Annotated in this window: 15 protein-coding genes and 1 other RNA gene; 9 read left to right on the top strand and 7 right to left on the bottom strand. The window is 46.8% G+C overall.

What is annotated here, in order from left to right:
- Positions 1-2 precede the first annotated feature (2 nt).
- Complete coding sequence (locus tag ICE94_RS01975; RefSeq protein WP_216148103.1) at positions 3-971, top strand: SLAC1 anion channel family protein; 969 nt, start codon at positions 3-5, stop codon at positions 969-971.
- Here the strand turns inward: ICE94_RS01975 and ICE94_RS01970 are convergent.
- The gene (locus ICE94_RS01970) at positions 968-1,450 is read right to left on the bottom strand and encodes a methylated-DNA--[protein]-cysteine S-methyltransferase (RefSeq protein WP_216148100.1); all 483 of its coding nucleotides are present in this window, start codon (positions 1,448-1,450) and stop codon (positions 968-970) included. The genes ICE94_RS01975 and ICE94_RS01970 overlap by 4 nt on opposite strands.
- Before the next feature lie 56 nt (positions 1,451-1,506).
- Here ICE94_RS01970 and ssrA point away from each other — a divergent pair.
- Positions 1,507-1,865, top strand: a transfer-messenger RNA (tmRNA) gene (gene ssrA / locus ICE94_RS01965).
- 214 nt (positions 1,866-2,079) lie between these two features.
- Here the strand turns inward: ssrA and ICE94_RS01960 are convergent.
- The 6 genes from ICE94_RS01960 to ompA all read right to left on the bottom strand — a co-directional run bounded on the left by ICE94_RS01960 (position 2,080) and on the right by ompA (position 7,877).
- The gene (locus tag ICE94_RS01960) at positions 2,080-3,522 is read right to left on the bottom strand and encodes a sensor histidine kinase (RefSeq protein ID WP_216148098.1); all 1,443 of its coding nucleotides are present in this window, start codon (positions 3,520-3,522) and stop codon (positions 2,080-2,082) included.
- A 12-nt stretch (positions 3,523-3,534) separates the two neighbouring features.
- Positions 3,535-4,572, bottom strand: a complete 1,038-nt coding sequence (gene mnmH, locus ICE94_RS01955; protein ID WP_216148095.1) for a tRNA 2-selenouridine(34) synthase MnmH — start codon at positions 4,570-4,572, stop codon at positions 3,535-3,537.
- Positions 4,572-5,825: a chromate efflux transporter gene (gene chrA / locus ICE94_RS01950; RefSeq protein ID WP_216148092.1), complete on the bottom strand. Its 1,254-nt coding sequence runs from the start codon at positions 5,823-5,825 to the stop codon at positions 4,572-4,574. Before chrA ends, mnmH begins: the two co-directional genes overlap by 1 nt.
- A gap of 3 nt (positions 5,826-5,828) precedes the next feature.
- The gene (locus tag ICE94_RS01945; RefSeq protein ID WP_216148089.1) at positions 5,829-6,485 is read right to left on the bottom strand and encodes an HAD family hydrolase; all 657 of its coding nucleotides are present in this window, start codon (positions 6,483-6,485) and stop codon (positions 5,829-5,831) included.
- 5 nt (positions 6,486-6,490) lie between these two features.
- Complete coding sequence (ubiG, locus tag ICE94_RS01940) at positions 6,491-7,180, bottom strand: bifunctional 2-polyprenyl-6-hydroxyphenol methylase/3-demethylubiquinol 3-O-methyltransferase UbiG (protein ID WP_216148086.1); 690 nt, start codon at positions 7,178-7,180, stop codon at positions 6,491-6,493.
- Between the two features lie 118 nt (positions 7,181-7,298).
- Positions 7,299-7,877 (bottom strand): outer membrane protein OmpA, encoded by a 579-nt coding sequence (gene ompA / locus ICE94_RS01935; protein ID WP_216148083.1) that lies wholly within the window; start codon positions 7,875-7,877, stop codon positions 7,299-7,301.
- Positions 7,878-7,984: 107 nt separating this feature from the next.
- Here ompA and gyrA point away from each other — a divergent pair, with 107 nt between their 5' ends.
- From gyrA to ICE94_RS01900, 7 genes are read left to right on the top strand one after another with little or no spacing between them, the layout of a single operon-like run.
- The gene (gyrA, locus tag ICE94_RS01930) at positions 7,985-10,657 is read left to right on the top strand and encodes a DNA gyrase subunit A (protein WP_216148080.1); all 2,673 of its coding nucleotides are present in this window, start codon (positions 7,985-7,987) and stop codon (positions 10,655-10,657) included.
- Positions 10,650-11,741 (top strand): 3-phosphoserine/phosphohydroxythreonine transaminase, encoded by a 1,092-nt coding sequence (gene serC, locus ICE94_RS01925; protein ID WP_216148077.1) that lies wholly within the window; start codon positions 10,650-10,652, stop codon positions 11,739-11,741. The genes gyrA and serC overlap by 8 nt, the downstream gene beginning before the upstream one ends.
- The gene (pheA, locus tag ICE94_RS01920; protein WP_216148074.1) at positions 11,731-12,810 is read left to right on the top strand and encodes a prephenate dehydratase; all 1,080 of its coding nucleotides are present in this window, start codon (positions 11,731-11,733) and stop codon (positions 12,808-12,810) included. Before serC ends, pheA begins: the two co-directional genes overlap by 11 nt.
- 51 nt (positions 12,811-12,861) lie before the next feature.
- Entirely contained in the window at positions 12,862-13,986 is a 1,125-nt protein-coding gene (hisC, locus tag ICE94_RS01915) for a histidinol-phosphate transaminase (RefSeq protein ID WP_216148072.1), read from the top strand.
- The gene (locus tag ICE94_RS01910) at positions 13,983-14,891 is read left to right on the top strand and encodes a prephenate dehydrogenase/arogenate dehydrogenase family protein (protein WP_216148069.1); all 909 of its coding nucleotides are present in this window, start codon (positions 13,983-13,985) and stop codon (positions 14,889-14,891) included. Before hisC ends, ICE94_RS01910 begins: the two co-directional genes overlap by 4 nt.
- Entirely contained in the window at positions 14,888-16,207 is a 1,320-nt protein-coding gene (gene aroA, locus ICE94_RS01905; RefSeq protein WP_216148066.1) for a 3-phosphoshikimate 1-carboxyvinyltransferase, read from the top strand. The genes ICE94_RS01910 and aroA overlap by 4 nt, the downstream gene beginning before the upstream one ends.
- 17 nt (positions 16,208-16,224) lie before the next feature.
- Positions 16,225-17,343 (top strand): NAD(P)/FAD-dependent oxidoreductase, encoded by a 1,119-nt coding sequence (locus tag ICE94_RS01900; RefSeq protein ID WP_216148063.1) that lies wholly within the window; start codon positions 16,225-16,227, stop codon positions 17,341-17,343.
- Positions 17,344-17,353 lie beyond the last annotated feature (10 nt).

Here is a 17,353-nt window from a genome sequence, read left to right as displayed (position 1 = left end):
TAATGAGAACCTTTCTAGCATCGCCCCCGGTATCTGCTTTTGCGATGGTCATGGGCTTATCCGGTCTATCACTCATCTGGTTTAAGTTTGCAGCGATCGTAGCCTATCCGGAGGCAATCATGGTTGCAAATATTTTTGGACTCCTTGCGACACTTGTATTTTTAATCTTATCTTTGGGTTTGTTGCGTAAGCAGTGGGTGAGTCCTGAGAAGCTGATTGAGGAATGGAATCACCCCGTTAAATCAGCATTTTTCGGAGCTATATCGGTCGGTGTTTGTCTGCTGGCTGCGGTGATTTATCACTACTCAGTCACGCTGGCTGAATATGTCTGGTTGTCTGGGGCAGCGCTGCATTTGGTGGCCATGCTGGCTGTCTTAAATGCTTGGGTCCATCGCGAGAATCTGCAGGCAGCTCATGCCTGCCCTGTCTGGTTTATTCCAGCGGTTGGTAACGTAGTGATCCCTCTGGGTGGGGTGCGCTTGGGATACATCGAATTATCGTGGTTTTTCTACGGCATCGGTTTGATCTTCTGGGTGGTCCTGTTATCACTGGTCATGTATCGCTTGATGTTTGTGCAACCCGAGCTACCTGATCGCTTAAAACCTACGATGGCTATTTTCTTAGCGCCGCCTACAGTCGCGTTCTCATCTTGGATAGCACTGACAGGGCAAGATGGCTCAGCGCCTCTTGATGGTTTCGGGCATATCTTGATTGCTATTGGCTTATTTTTTGCCCTATTTTTATTGTTGCAATTCAAGCGTTTTGCTAAGTTGCCCTTTTTTATGTCTTGGTGGGCTTATTCTTTCCCAAGTGCTTCGTTCACCATTGCCTTATTTAATTACAGTTATTTTTCTCCTCATTTCATTTATGTAGCCTATATGGCTATGGTCTTTAGCACCGTCCTGATTATGGGGCTCTTCTTTAGAACTTTGATGGCTATTCATATGAAAGACCCGCATTGGGTTGATTAGACCGGCTCGGCAAATTGCGTATGTCCTTCGCGAACGAGTAATTGGCGCTTGATCGCAAGGCCACTACTATAGCCCCCGATTGAGCCGTCGCTACGAATAACGCGATGGCAGGGAATCAAGACACAAATTGGGTTTGCGCCGATAGCATTGGCTACGGCGCGTACACTTTGTGGTCTACCGATCGCCTGAGCAATTTCCTGGTAGCTACGTAGTTCACCGTGTGGGATAGAAAGCAGGGCTTGCCAAACCGCTTTTTGAAAGGCGGTGCCTTGTGGGGCCAAAAAATACCCAGGCTGACCTTTTAGTAAAGCGTTACAGACCTTTTGTCCTTGAGGGTCGGACTTGAAGCTCGCAGGGTAAGGATATGGACCAAGACCTACGAATTCCAAGCGAAAAATAGTCTGATCCGACCACTCGAGTATGGCGGCTCCCCATTTTGTATGGCAGTAGCTCGATTTTCTAGTTGTTGTTGAACTCATTACTTCAAGTCTAAATCAGCAAAAGGGTTTAGAATAGCTCTACCGATATGCATATTGGGGCCGACATGGTTTCGACGTGGATTGCAAAGCATTGAGGGCATACCGAGGACCCGACATCTCGTAAAACATTGGGAATGTAATAACTGCTAACGACGAACGTTACGCACTAGCAGCTTAATTGCTGCTGCCCCTGAACTGATTTGCTCTTGGGTCAGGTAGCGCAAGCTACATCAGGGTCATATACATGAGATAAGGTTGCATAGAGTCGCGATGTGCAGCTCGAAAACTAAGCGAACCGCTTGATTCAAACGTGTTGGTCCGTGTGAGTTAGGTTAAATTAAAAGACACAACTAAGTATGTAGAACTCTATGTGGAGGATTTGCGGACGCGGGTTCGATCCCCGCCGGCTCCACCATTTACTCAGTGAGGTGTGATTGCCTCGCTGATTCAATACCTTTGCAAAACCCATTTAAGTCAGAGATGGTTTTTGTTAAAGAGTACTGGGCGGCAATCTTTTGGATGATTGTGCAATCAATATTTAAGCAGTGAGTCACTTACCCATCGCATGCTAAGAGAATGTATTCCTCTAGAACGCTCAGGACCGTATTGCAGTGTTTAACTCTGAATACCTAGAGGGAGAAAAGTCTTTGATTAGAAAATTGAATGCGAAAGCAAGTTCCACTGGGGCTTGTGTGGACCAAGTCTAAAGTACCCTGATGGTTGTCGATAATAATTTTGCTCAACCAAAGACCAATGCCCATGCCTTCGTCTTTACTGGTTTCAAAGATATTGAATAATCGTTTGCACTGCTCTTCTGGTATGCCAGAGCCATTATCCTCAACAAGGATTTCTAGACCTTTTTCAGTGCGCTGAGTTTGAATCTCAATCTTTTTATTACCTGAGATATGTCTGACTGCATCGATAGCATTGGTCAGTAAATTCAGGATGACCATTTGTAGTTGGTTTTTATCCCCTAGCAGAGATACATCTTCTTTGAGATGAGTCCTGAATTCGATTTGATGAAGATGAAGTTCAGAATCAAGCATTTTTTGAACATCAAAAATGATGCCATTCAAAGAAATCTTTTCGAATTGAGCATTCTTCGAGCTAAAAAATTGGCGCAGATTTTTTACTAAATCTGAGGCGCGAATATTGTCGCGTAAGATGCTACCCAAGATTTCTTGGGTTTCTTGGGGGCTGGTCGTGGGTTTATTGATGAGTAATTCAGTACTCAAGCGCATAGCGGTTAGAGGTTGGTTTACTTCATGAGCAATAGCACCAAGCATGGCACCCATATTATTGGCTTTACTGGATAAAGATAAAGCTTTTAATAAGTGATTTTTTTCTTGAATGATTTCTTCTAGTGATTTTTGTTTTAATTGTGTGACGACTAATTCATCCTTAATCGCCAATTGTTTTTTCCATAACTTATCTAAGCGCATTTGTACAAAGCCAAAGTTACCTAGCACATAGGCGCTGAGCATGAGCGTAAAGGGGATGAGCTTATCTAAACCACTAGAAAAAACGCTATAACTATCTTTGGTGAGCGCAGGAATGATGATGCTTACAGCCATACTTAGCATGATCAATAAAGCCATGACAGCAATTAATTGATTACCTTTATTGTGGGTAATACGGTAATTTCTTAGGCTAATCACTAAGAGATCAATAGATAGAGCTAGTTGAGCAAGCATCACTAGTATGAGTCGTAAAGCTTCTGGTTGTTGGCTAGCAACAAGGTAGCTAAAGCTCGTTGAATAGAGGAAGCCTATGACGACATAAATCTTCACAAACTTAGAGAAATTCTTATTCAGTTCGTAGCGAATAGCTAGAGCTCTACAGATGTAACCCACAATGACTGCGGCTTGAGCGATGTAATAGCTGAAGAAATCAGGAATATTCCCCCTTAGACTAATCAAGGACATTCCTATGCCAGCTCCTAATCCACCGATGCACCATAGGTAGACCTGTTGATCATGAAACTCAATCGTCGCTAGATAAACCGAAATTGGAATAAGAATAAAAAGGATGCCAAGCAATAAATATAAAAATTGGGTATCAATCGAAGGCATATTTATATTCTCTTAGGCGCTCGCCAGAATTTGTTTAGCAATCAACTCTATGGCGCTTGGTTCTAAGGAGTTGGTATCAATCACTGTTGCAGTTTGATAGCCCCGGTAGTTTCCTGATTGAGATTTCTTATACAACACATCGTAGTGTTGCTCGAGTAAAGCATGTATTAATGTATGCCAATCTTTGTTTTCAATGAGCTCGATCCAGTATTGAATTTTCTCTTGCCCCTGAATTTCTTTTAAGCAAGAAATCTTTTCGATGAGGCGTTGTGGATCATTCATCATGTATGGGTAGTCGGACATGAGATAGTCAATACGGGCATCTAGGCTCGCATTAATTTGCACACAGGGGCTTTGGCGCATACGGTGTATCAGGGTGTCAGGCACTTGTAGCAGACCAATTTTTTTACTTTCTGCTTCGACGTATACGACTCGCTCGGAGGAAAATCCTTGTAACTGAGAGAAGATCAGTGACTCAAACATCTTTTGAGAGGGTTGTGTGCCTAAGCTACCGAGTACCGAGCCTTTGTGATTAGCGAGGGACTCCAGGTCAAGTACTTGCTCGCCCATTTGAGCTAATTTCTTGAGGATGGAACTCTTGGCACTTCCTGTGCTGCCACTGATGACGCGAAAAGAATACGCGACAACTTCTGTATGTAGATACTCCACCACCCATTTGCGATATTGCTTATAGCCCCCATTTAATAGTTCCGCAGACCAGCCAATTTGGCGCAGGATATGAGTCATCGATTGACTGCGCTTACCGCCTCGCCAACAATAAACGAGTGGTCGCCAGCCTTTATCTTGCGCGGCAAATTGATGTTCTAAATGGTGGGCAATGTTTTTTGCGATGAGGCGGGCGCCAATTTTTTTTGCCGCGAAGGGGGATTCTTGATGGTAAATAGTACCGACTTCAACTCGTTCTTCATCATTGAGTACCGGGCAGTTAATGGCTCCAGGGATATGGTCGAGCGCAAACTCAGCGGGTGAGCGCACGTCAATGATGCTATCGAATTGACCGAGTTCAGATAATTGAAGTCGCGCAGTCATTATGCGATCCAGGCGGTCACTAGACCCACAGTTGCAGCGGCGCCGATGACCTGCAAAATTGACCAGCCCGCTTTACCGAGTGCAACGGCACTTGCCAGCGCAATCACAAGGCCGGAGATATTCAAGGTGAATGATTCAGTCACTAATACATGAAAGCCAAAGAAAACCGCTAATTGCAAAATCATACCAATCACCGCTGCGGAGATAAATTGCAAGGGGATTTGTACTTTGAGTTGCCCCTTTGTTTTTTCTACCCAAGGCGCACCCAGCAGAATAAATAAGAATGAAGGTAAAAAAGTAAACCAGGTCGCAACGAGTGCCCCTAGGCTGCCCATCAATAAATGGCTATCGCCTAACCAATAGTCTTGCGCACTCGCGCCCAAGTAGCCGACAAAAGCCACAATCATGATCAGTGGCCCTGGGGTGCTTTCCCCAAGGGCTAGGGCATCGAGCATCTGGGTGGGTGTGAGCCATTGAAAATGTTCTACAGCGGCCTGATAGATGTAAGGCAGTACTGCATAAGCGCCACCAAAAGTGACAAAAGCCATTTTGGTAAAGAACCACGACATTTGCGTCAGAGGATTTTGCCAACCGCCAAGAGTAATTAATGCAATCACGGGGATGAGCCAGAGTAAGCCGATCACTAAAAGAATATGCCAGGCAGAGTCAGGCATCCCATGGCCCTGCGCGCTAGTATTTTCCGGAACTATCAAAGCGCTAGATTTTCTGCTGTACACATATCCCACTAAAGCGCTTATGAAAATAATCAAGGGAAAAGGAATAGCAAAAACCATATGAGCCAATAGAGATAGCACCATGACGAGCGCGAGTAACTTGCTATGTATGGTCTTTTTACCCATGCGATAGGCAGTTATCAAAATAATCGCTAAAACTGCGGGTTTGATTGCTTCAAAGATTGAGCTTAACCAGATCTGATCACCATAGCTTAAGTAGATGTAACTCAAGGCGGTGAGTAAAAAGAAAGACGGCAATAAAAATAAAATGCCAGCGATCACGCCCCCCTTAGTGCCATGCAGTAGCCAGCCTAGATAAGTGGCTAATTGTTGTGCTTCTGGTCCGGGTAAGACCATGCAATAGTTCAGAGCATGCTTAAAGGATTCCTCGCTCAACCATTTTTTACGCACAACGATTTCATCATGCATCATGGCAATTTGTCCTGCTGGACCGCCAAAGCTTATCAAGCCGAGTTTGAACCAAAAGCGTAGGGTCGTAGAGAGGCTTGGCTGACTCATCAATTAAAGAAGTTTTAGTAACTCAAGCGGACTATGAATGATGTGATCAGCCCCCCATGTATCAATGGGTTCTTCGCAACCACAGTAGCCATAGGCTGCAGCGACCGTGATCATGCCTGCGGCTTGCCCCGCTTGAATATCACGCAAATCGTCACCGACATAAATGCAATGTTGGGCAGAGACTTTAGCCCACTGTGCTGCTTGGAGTATCGGGGCAGGGTGGGGTTTGGCGTGTGGTGTGGTGTCTCCACTCACAGTGGCAGCGCTGCGTTCGCTTAAGCCCAAGGCTTGCACGAGGGGATCGGTCAGACGCGCTGCTTTATTGGTCACAATTCCCCAGGCGAGTTCTTGAGTTTCTAAAGCCTCAAGCACTTCAGGCATGCCCTCAAATAAACGTGTGTTGACACACAACGCCTGTTCATAAAAGCCTAAAAACTGACTTCTTAATTCTTCAAACTCGGGATGATCGGGACCATAGTTAAAAGCCCCACCAATTAAACCCCTAGCACCTGCTGAGGCGAGCGGTCGTAATTGTTCATAAGGTAATGCCGCCAGTCCGCGTTCGATGCGCACTGCATTAATAGCAGCAACTAGATCGGGAGCCGTATCTGCAAGCGTGCCATCTAAATCAAAAAAAACCCCTTGATAGTCTCTATTCATGGGGCTTATTTGCTACAGGCAATCATATAGTTCACATCCGTGTCTGAATTCAGACGAAATACCTCAGTGAATGGGTTGTAGCTCATGCCGCGAATTTCTTGTAACTCCAAACCGGCCGAACGTACCATCTGATGTAATTCAGAAGGTTTAATGAATTTTTTATAGTCATGGGTGCCACGTGGTAGTAGACGTAATACATACTCAGCGCCCAAAATCGCTAAAAGATAGGATTTTGGATTGCGATTGAGTGTGCTGAAAAATACTTGACCACCAGGTTTCACGAGTTGGGCACAGGCTTTCACAATAGCACTTGGGTCGGGAACGTGTTCTAACATTTCCATGCAAGTCACGACGTCATATTGACCGGGTTCACGTGCGGCAAGATCTTCGGCGCTGAGGTACTCATAAGACACTGCAACTCCGGATTCAAGGCTATGTAATTCGGCGACCGATAAGGCGCGCTCGGATAAATCAATACCTTTCACGTCAGCTCCACGGCTGGCCATGGATTCACTCAAAATGCCGCCACCACAGCCAATATCGACCACTTTTTTGCCGGCTAAGCCTACACGCCCATCAATCCAGTTGAGTCTGAGGGGGTTGATGGCATGCAAGGGTTTAAATTCACTACTCGGATCCCACCAGCGGTGAGCGAGTTCACTGAATTTATTGATTTCACTGGTATCTACATTCATACGCCTATTTTATACGGGGATAATGAATTAAGCCGGCCAGAGCTAACAATCATGAGCTCATTAAATAGAGCGCATAAAAAAAGCCCGGCGAACCGGGCTTTCTGAGCAGCTGATTGGCTTAGTTCTTACGTGTACCGATCACTTCGATCTCTACGCGACGGTTCTTAGCGCGACCTTCTGCAGTTTTGTTGTCAGCGACTGGCTGTGACTCGCCTTTACCTTCAACGTAAATACGGTTGGCATCAATACCCTTGCTGATCAAGTATTTTTTCACTGAATTAGCACGACGTACTGAGAGTTTCTGGTTGTATGCGTCTGTACCGATAGCGTCGGTATGACCCACAGCAATCACCACTTCCAATGTCAAAGTTTTGATTTTCTCAGCCAAGCTGTCTAAGCTTGCTTTAGCGGCTGGCTTGATGTTTGATTTGTCAAAATCAAACAGGGCATCAGCCGTCAAGCTCACCTTTGAGCTCACTGGCTTGGTTGGAGTGGCTTGAGCGGCAACAGCACCATCGCAACCTGCGGCAGCAGTTGCTGGTGTCCAGCTGCTATTTCTCCAGCACAATTCATTAGTACCGTTTCTCCAAACTGTACCTGTGCTATTTACCCAGTTATCAACACTTCTTTGTTGTGCGAAAGCGCTTGCGCTTACAGCAACACCGGCGACTACCATCAATTGCAGCATTTTTTTCATTTTTATTTCCTCGTAAAGTTCCGTAACCCTCGAATCCAAACGGATTTCCATTAGTTTAGCACTATAAATCAGGTAATTAGCAAGGAGTCAATGATAAAATTAAGGGCATGGAAACCACTAATAACGCAGCCAAAGAGACACTCCCCATATCCCTAGAAGACGAGATGCGTCGTTCCTATTTGGACTACGCCATGAGCGTCATTGTAGGACGAGCCTTGCCAGACGTTCGTGACGGCTTAAAACCGGTTCATCGCCGTGTTTTATTTGCCATGCATGAGCTCAATAATGACTGGAATAGGGCCTATAAAAAATCTGCACGTATCGTGGGTGATGTGATTGGTAAATATCACCCGCATGGTGATTCAGCGGTTTACGACACGATTGTGCGTATGGCGCAAGACTTTTCTTTGCGTTATATGTTGGTCGATGGCCAAGGTAACTTTGGATCTGTGGACGGTGATAGCGCTGCGGCGATGCGTTATACCGAGATTCGCTTAGCTAAGATTGCCCATGAACTACTCAATGATATTGATAAGGAAACGGTTGATTTCGGGCCTAACTATGACGGCAGCGAAAAAGAACCCTTAATTCTCCCGGCACGTATTCCCAATCTATTGATTAATGGTTCATCGGGTATTGCTGTGGGTATGGCCACGAATATTCCGCCACATAACCTCGATGAAGTCGTGGCTGCTTGTTTGCATCTTTTGGATAACCCTGAGTGCACGATTGATGAGTTGATTGACATCATTCCTGCACCTGACTTCCCTACCGCTGGAATTATTTACGGTATTCAAGGTGTTCGTGAGGGCTATAAAACGGGTCGCGGTCGCGTCGTCATGCGAGCCAAGACGCATTTTGAAGATATTGACCGTGGTCAGCGTCAAGCCATCATCGTGGATGAGCTGCCTTATCAGGTGAATAAAAAGTCATTGCTAGAACGCATTGCTGAGCTGATTACTGAGAAGAAAATTGAAGGTATTTCAGATATTCGCGATGAGTCTGATAAATCAGGTATGCGCGTTGTGATCGAGCTCAAGCGCGGTGAGGTGCCTGAGGTTGTTTTAAATAATCTGTACAAAAACACCCAGCTGCAAGATACCTTCGGTATGAATATGGTCGCACTGGTGGATAACCAGCCGCGTCTTTTGAATCTGAAGCAAATGCTGGAGTGTTTCTTGTCGCATCGCCGTGAAGTGGTGACACGTCGCACGGTATTTGAACTCAAAAAAGCACGCGAACGTGGCCATGTTTTGGAAGGCTTGGCGGTCGCTTTAGCGAATATTGATGACTTTATTGCAATTATTAAAGCAGCCCCGACTCCGCCAGAGGCCAAACGTGAGTTGATGATGCGTTCATGGGATTCAGCAGTGGTTCGCGAAATGCTTTCGCGCGCGCAAGCTGATGCACCAGGCGGTCGCGAGTCCTTCCGCCCTGAGAACTTGGATCCTGCGGTGGGTATGCAAAACGATGGTTTATACAAACTATCCGAGGGGCAGGCTCAAGAAATTCTCCAAATGCGCTTGCAGCGCCTAACAGGGCTTGAGCAAGACAAGATCTTGTCTGAGTACAAAGATGTCATGTTGCAGATTGCTGACCTTTTAGATATTTTGGCTAAACCTGAGCGTATTGCAGTCATCATCAAGGAAGAGCTTGAGGCTGTGCGCAATGAGTTTGGTCAAGCTGGTGGTGATAGTGGTCGTCGTTCTCAGATTGAACTGAATGCCACCGAGCTATTTACAGAAGATTTGATTACACCTCAGGATTTGGTGGTGACTTTGTCGCACGCAGGCTATATGAAGAGCCAACCCCTGTCTGAGTACCGCGCCCAAAAACGTGGGGGTCGTGGTAAGCAAGCGGCGGCGACCAAAGATGAGGATTGGATTGATACCCTGTTTGTCGCCAACACGCACGACACGATCTTGTGTTTCTCAGACCGTGGCCGTATGTATTGGTTAAAGGTTTGGGAAGTCCCTCAGGGAGGTCGCACCTCTCGTGGTAAACCGATCGTGAACATCTTCCCCTTAGTGGATGGAGAGAAGATTACCGTCATATTGCCGATCAAGGCTTATGAAGATGACAAATATGTATTTATGGCAACCCGAAAAGGTGTGGTGAAGAAGTCTCGTTTATCCGATTTCTCTAACCCGCGTAAGGCAGGCATCATTGCAGTCGATCTCGATGAGGGTGATCATCTCGTTGGCGCTGCCATTACGGATGGTTATCACGACGTCATGCTCTTCTCAGACGCGGGTAAGGCAGTCCGTTTTGATGAGAATGATGTCCGTCCGATGGGCCGTACCGCTCGCGGTGTGCGTGGTATGAACCTAGAAGCCAGCCAAGAGGTGATTGCGATGTTAGTGGCACCTTCTGAAGCCGAGGCTTTGGCCAATCCAGATGTGCCAAGTAGCGTATTGACGGCGACCGAGAATGGCTTTGGTAAGCGGACTCCTATTGCTGAGTACACTCGCCATGGTCGTGGCACCAAAGGCATGATTGCGATTCAAACATCTGAGCGTAACGGTAAAGTCGTTGCGGCGGTTTTGGTTTCAGAAAAAGATCAAATTATGTTGATCACGACAGGTGGTGTTTTAGTGCGCACCCGTGTGGCTGAAATTCGTGAAATGGGGCGAGCCACTCAAGGCGTCACTTTGATTAACGTCGATGAGGGAACTACTTTGTCGGGTCTGCAGCGTATCGCTGAGAGTGATGACGGTGACGATGAGGGTGACGATGTAGGTGATGAGGACATGGCTACTGATGGAGAGCCGAATGCCTGAGCAACGCGTCTATAACTTTGCTCCAGGACCGGCGACATTGCCAGAAGAAGTCCTGCAACAAGCGACGCGTGACATCATTAATTGGCAAGATTTAGGTATGGGCGTGATGGAAGTTAGCCATCGCGGCAAAGCTTTCATGGCCTGCTATCAAGAAGCGGTGCAAGACTTACGAGACTTGATGGCTATACCTGACGATTACGCAGTCCTCTTCTTACAGGGTGGCGCGATTGGTCAAAACGCGGCTATTCCGATGAATCTCATGTCTTTGGCCAAAAATGGCCCCAAAGCCGATTTTGTCGTCACGGGGATTTGGACAGAAAAGTCAGTGAAGGAAGCTGCCAAATACGGACAAGCGCATATTGCTGCGACTAGTCAGGCGAACGGTTTTACAGACATACCGGCAAGAAGTACTTGGCAGTTAAGTGATGATGCGGCTTATGTACACATTTGCTCGAATGAAACAGTCGGCGGTGTTGAATTCCAGGATATCCCCAAGGTCAATCAACCACTCGTCGCGGATGTCTCGAGCAATATTCTTTCTCGGGTTTGGGACATTCAACAATTCGGCGTACTCTTTGGTGGGGCGCAAAAAAATATTGGGCCTGCCGGTCTTGGTATCACAATAGTTCGTAAGGATTTATTGGGTCATGCCATGCCGATTACACCCATGGTTTGGGATTGGACGAAACAAGCCGAAAACGATTCGATGCTCAATACACCACCGACTTTTGGTGTGTATTTGGCAGGCGCAGTATTTAAGTGGTTAAAGCGTCAAGGTGGTGTTGCCGCCATGGAAAAGATCAATATTCAGAAAGCAACGATGTTGTATGACTGTATCGATCAAAGTACTTTGTATACCTCTAAAGTAGCGCCGACTTGTCGTTCGCGCATGAATGTTACTTTCTACCTCAAAGATGAATCACTCAATGAGCGTTTTGTAGAGGAAGCGGCCAAGAGAGGCTTAGCCAATCTTAAGGGGCATAAGAGTGTGGGTGGTATGCGAGCGAGTATTTACAACGCAATGCCACTCGCCGGTGTTGAGGCTTTAGTTCACTTCATGAAGGAGTTTGAGCGTGGCGTCTGATGATAAAGATTTAGCACCCTGGCGAGCCAAGATTGATCAATTGGATGAGCAATTACTCAAGCTCTTGAGTGAGCGTGCTCAGGCAGCGCAAGAAGTCGGCAAAATTAAACATGCTCAAGGGGCGCCTGTATTCCGTCCTGAGCGTGAGCGCCAAGTGATTCAAGCTTTGCAAAATAAAAATACGGGACCCTTGCAAGCTGAGGGAGTGGCGGCCATTTGGCGTGAGATTATGTCTGCCTGCCGTGCCCTGGAGGCCCCTGATCGAATTGCTTATCTTGGCCCTGCTGGCACATTTTCACAAGACGCCGCCTTTGCGCAATTTGGTCAGTCCATTGAAACAGTTTCATGCGCCACCATTGATGAAGTTTTTCGTGCTGTGGACGCACGTGCAGCCAACTATGGCATTGTCCCTGTAGAAAACTCTTCTGAGGGGGCTGTATCGCGCACACTTGATTTGTTATTAGATACTGATCTAAAAATTACCGGTGAAATTGCTTTGCCGATTGAGCATCAGCTGCTCACACAATCAGGTAAGCTCGAAGGTATCCAGAAAATTTGTGCTCATCCCCAAGCTTTGGCCCAGTGCCACCGTTGGTTAGCGAATCATCTACCCCATATTGAGCAGCAACCGGTTAATAGCAATGGTGTCGCAGCAAAAATGGCCAGTGAAAATCCTCAGATTGCAGCGATCGCCAGTGAGCGTGCAGCGACGCAGTATGGTTTGTTGATGGCGCATACGCAAATACAGGATGATCCTCATAATCGCACTCGTTTTGTGGTGATCAGTCATGGTGCTTGTGAACCGACGGGCCGAGACCAAACCTCTTTGATTCTCTCGGTAGCTAATAAGCCGGGAGCCGTCTATCAACTATTGGCTCCTTTAGCGAAACATGGTGTATCCATGAATCGTCTCGAGTCTAGACCGGCACGTAGAGGCACCTGGGAATATTTCTTCTATATTGATATTGATGGTCATGCGAGTGAAGCTGCAGTAGCTAAAGCCTTGGCTGAGTTACAAGCAGAAGCGGCGTTTTATAAAAACTTGGGTTCCTATCCACGCGCCCATTAATTCAATTGACCTAAGAGACAACGTCTATTGACCCAAGAAAGATATTGCGCGATGAAATCTAATGATCAAGCTCAATTCGGTTTACCTCATATTCGTGAGATTGCCCCTTATGTAGGGGGTAAACCGATCAGTGAGGTGGCTCGTCAATTTAATTTAGATGAGAGCAAGATTGTTAAATTAGCCTCGAATGAAAATCCTTTAGGCATGCCCAAATCAGCGCAAGATGCCATGCTCGCAGCCGCTGCAGAATTAGGCCGTTACCCCGACTCGAATGGTTTTGATCTCAAGGGCGCCATTGCAAAAAAATATCAAGTACCGTTTGAGTGGATTACATTGGGTAATGGCAGTAATGATATTTTGGAGTTAACTGCTCGTGCGGTCGCGACGGATGCAGATGAGGTTGTGTTCTCGAAACATGCCTTTGCAGTTTATCCCTTAGCCACTCAAGCAGTGGGTGCAAAAGCCGTAGAAGTCCGGGCAACAGCCGATTATGGCCATGATCTCAATGCCATGTTGCAGGCTATTACACCTCAAACAAAGCTCATCTTTGTGGCGAACCCGAATAATCCAACAGGTAGCTTTTTACCTGGATCTGAGATTGAAGCTTTTATCCAAAAGGTGCCGAGTCATATCGTGGTAGTCATTGATGAGGCTTATAACGAATTCTTAAGACCTGAGCAGCAGTACAACGCGCTAGCTTGGGTGAAGACTTATCCGAACGTGATTGTCTCGCGCAGTTTTTCTAAGGCTTATGGTTTGGCAGGTTTACGCATTGGTTATGGGATTGCGCAGGCAGAATTAACCGATTTATTAAATCGTATTCGTCAACCCTTTAATGTGAATAGCTTGGCCCAAGCGGCTGCAATAGCAGCTTTGGCCGATGAGGCTTTTTTAAAAGAGTCGTATGAAGTTAATCGCCAAGGTTACGAGCAGTTGACGGTAGCCTTCAAAGAGATGGGACTCACCTTTTTACCTTCCTCTGGAAACTTTGTCTTGGTAAAAGTCGGAGATGATGATCAAGCTGGAGCTCGTATTAACTTAGAGTTGCTCAAACGTGGCGTCATCGTTCGCCCTGTCGGTAATTATGGTTTGCCGCAATGGTTACGTATTTCAATTGGTTTACAAACTGAAAACGCAGCTTTCATTGCTGCCTTAAAAGAAATATTAAAAAAATGAGTACAAGTAAAACCCTCGGTATTGTGGGTGTTGGCTTAATTGGGGCCTCTTTGGGTTTGGCACTCAAGCAAGCGGGCTTTTGCCAACGCGTGCTGGGAGTCGGTCGCTCAAGCGCTAATCTAGCAACAGCGCAAGCCATGGGAGCTATTGACGCAGCTGTTGATTTAGAGACTTGTGCGCGTGAGTCTGATTGGATTATCTTGGCAGTGCCTGTGGCACAAACCTTGACAGTTTTACACGCTATTGAACCTCATTTAAAAGCCACGGCTTTGATCACAGACGCAGGGAGCACCAAGAGTGACGTCATTATGGCGGCGAAAACAGCTTTGGGTGATAAGGTGGCGCAGTTTGTCCCCGCTCATCCTATTGCGGGTGGTGCGCATCATGGTGCGAACGCTGCCAAAGCCGATCTTTTTCAGAAAAAGCAAACCATCATCTGTCCTTTGCAAGAAAATCATCCGCAGGCTGTGAGTCAGATTGATGAGCTTTGGCAGGCAGCTGGTGCAATGACGCATCGCATGTCTGCGCTTCAGCATGATGCTGTGTTTGCGAGTGTCTCGCATTTGCCCCATGTGCTTTCTTTTGCCTTGATGCTGCAAGTGTCTGGAAGCGAGGATGCCGAAGTGAAGTTCGGTCACGCGGGTGCTGGTTTTAGAGATTTCACGCGCATTGCGGCCTCTAGCCCGGAGATGTGGCGTGATATTTGCCTCGCGAATAAAACAGCTTTGGTTAAAGAGCTTGACCAATATGCACAGTTGGTTGAGCGATTGCGAGACTGGGTGGCGAAAGAAGATGGTGATGCCCTCTTAAAAGCATTTACGCGCGCGAGTCAGGCGCGTTTGCGTTGGGAGTCTGACCAACAAACGCAAGCAGACACAAAAACAAATCATGGAGAAGGTGATTGAGTCAGCATTATCTTGATTTAGGCCCTTATCAAAGTGCGCGTGGCACCATAGCTCTACCAGGGTCTAAAAGTATTTCTAATCGAGTTTTGCTACTGGCTGCTCTCGCACAGGGCAGTACTCGCCTAAAAGGTTTATTGGATGCGGATGACACGCGTGTCATGCGTACTGCATTAAAGACCTTAGGTATACAGATCGATGAGGCAGATGGTGATTGCACTGTAGAAGGTGGTGCAGGACGTTTTCCGCAAAGCCAAGCTGATTTATTTATGGGTAATGCCGGTACCGCGATACGCCCATTGACCGCAGCATTGGCAATCTTAGGCGGTGACTATTATTTGCATGGTGTGTCTCGCATGCATGAGCGACCGATTGGTGATTTGGTCGATGGTTTGCGTAGCGTCGGCGCTCATTTGGACTACCAAGCAAAAGAGGGTTATCCGCCCTTGCGCATTGGGATGGGGCAGATCAGAACTAATCAAGTCATACCGGTGCGCGGCGATGTGTCGAGTCAATTTTTAACTGCTTTATTGATGGCTTTGCCCTTGGTTGCCAGAGAAGAATTATGTATAGAAGTGGTCGGAGAGTTGATTTCAAAACCTTATATTGAAATCACGCTCAAGCTCATGGCTCGTTTCGGTGTAGAGGTGCGGCATGATCAGTGGCAACGTTTTTATATTCCTGCAAACCAAGGCGCGCCCTATCAAAGTCCAGGTACTTTATGGGTAGAAGGTGATGCGTCCTCAGCTTCTTATTTCTTGGCCTTAGGCGCCATTGGTGCTGGTCCAGTGAGGGTGACTGGAGTGGGGCGACAAAGTATTCAGGGGGATGTGGCTTTTGCAGACGCTCTTAATCAAATGGGCGCGAATGTCATGGCAGGAGATGATTGGATTGAAGTCAGAGGGGTGGATACAACTTCTGGGAAGTTACAAGGTATTGAACTCAATTGTTTGGCTATTCCTGATGCAGCGATGACCTTAGCTGTTGCAGCTTTGTTTGCAGAAGGCAAGACGAAGCTCACAGGCATTGCTTCATGGCGTGTCAAAGAAACCGATCGTATTGCGGCCATGGCCAAAGAGTTAGCGAAGCTAGGAGCAAGGGTGACAGCCGGAGATGATTTTATTGAGGTGCAAGCACCGACAACTTGGCAGACACCTAAAGAAGGTATCGATACCTACGATGATCATCGCATGGCCATGTGTTTTTCTTTAGCGAGTTTAGGACCACTCTCGGTGCGTATTAACGAGCCTGAGTGTGTCGCGAAAACTTTCCCAGATTACTTTGCGCAATTTCAGGCAGTCGTTAAACCGGCTGTTTAAGTCCGTCGACAAGCGACATGTCTAACTCACGCTACGACTTTGCCTGTGACACTGTGGTGATTGGTGCGGGTGTGGTTGGTTTAGCGGTAGCACGCGAGTTGCAAATGGCCGGTCAGGCGGTGATGTTGATTGAAGCTCAGGCGAGCTTTGGTATGGAAACCAGTTCACATAATTCTGAAGTCATTCATGCAGGTATTTACTATCCTCACGGCTCGCAAAAAGCATTTCACTGTGTGCGCGGTAAGCATATGCTCTATGAGTACTGTCGGGCTCGCTCGATCGCTCATCGACGTTTAGGTAAATTGATTGTGGCAAGCTCCACAGATGAGTTAGATCAATTGGAGGCCTATATACAGTCTGCAGACAAAAATGGGGTCTCTGATTTATATCATTTGAGTCGTGCCCAAATTGATGAGATGGAACCTGAGATTGTTGTGAGGGGCGCCATTTTTTCTCCTAGCTCAGGTATTGTCGATAGCCATCACTTAATGCTCTCTTTATTGGCGGATTTTGAACAAGCAGGTGGTGATTGGGTGACGCACACACGGGTTCAGGGTGGAGAGGTCAGTGATCAAGGTATCTATTTGCAACTTGAAGATGCCGATCAAACCAGAGTGTTGGCAAAAAAAGTGGTGAACGCCGCGGGCTTGTATGCCTGTGATTTAGCGCAAAAAATTCAAGGCCCACACGCTGCTCATATTCCTAAAGCCTATTACGCAGTCGGGCACTACTTCACGATGCGCGGCGCTAACCCATTCAAACATTTGATTTATCCAGTAGCAGGTCATGCCCATTTAGGGGTGCATGTCACTTTGGATTTGGCTGGACAACTTCGTTTTGGTCCTGATATCGAATGGCGCCAAGAGATTGATTACCGATTTGATGAGAGCCGGACCCCCGAATTTCAGGCAGCGATTGCGCGCTACTATCCACCTATTCTAGAAAAAGAGTTAGTACCTGCTTACACAGGTATTCGACCCAAAATCTCTGGACCTGATGAAAAAGCAGCTGATTTCCTGATTCAGGACGCGTCCATTCATGGTGCAAAAGGTCTCTTGCATCTTTATGGGATCGAGTCTCCGGGGCTCACATCTTGCCTATCGATTGCCAAGACTGTGGTAGAAAAACTACAGTGAGCCCCTTAAA

It is taken from the genome of Polynucleobacter sp. MWH-Loch1C5 (assembly GCF_018881775.1).
Lineage (GTDB): Bacteria > Pseudomonadota > Gammaproteobacteria > Burkholderiales > Burkholderiaceae > Polynucleobacter.
Note: the sequence above shows the minus strand (reverse complement) of the source record. Positions and strands in the feature narration are given on the sequence as shown.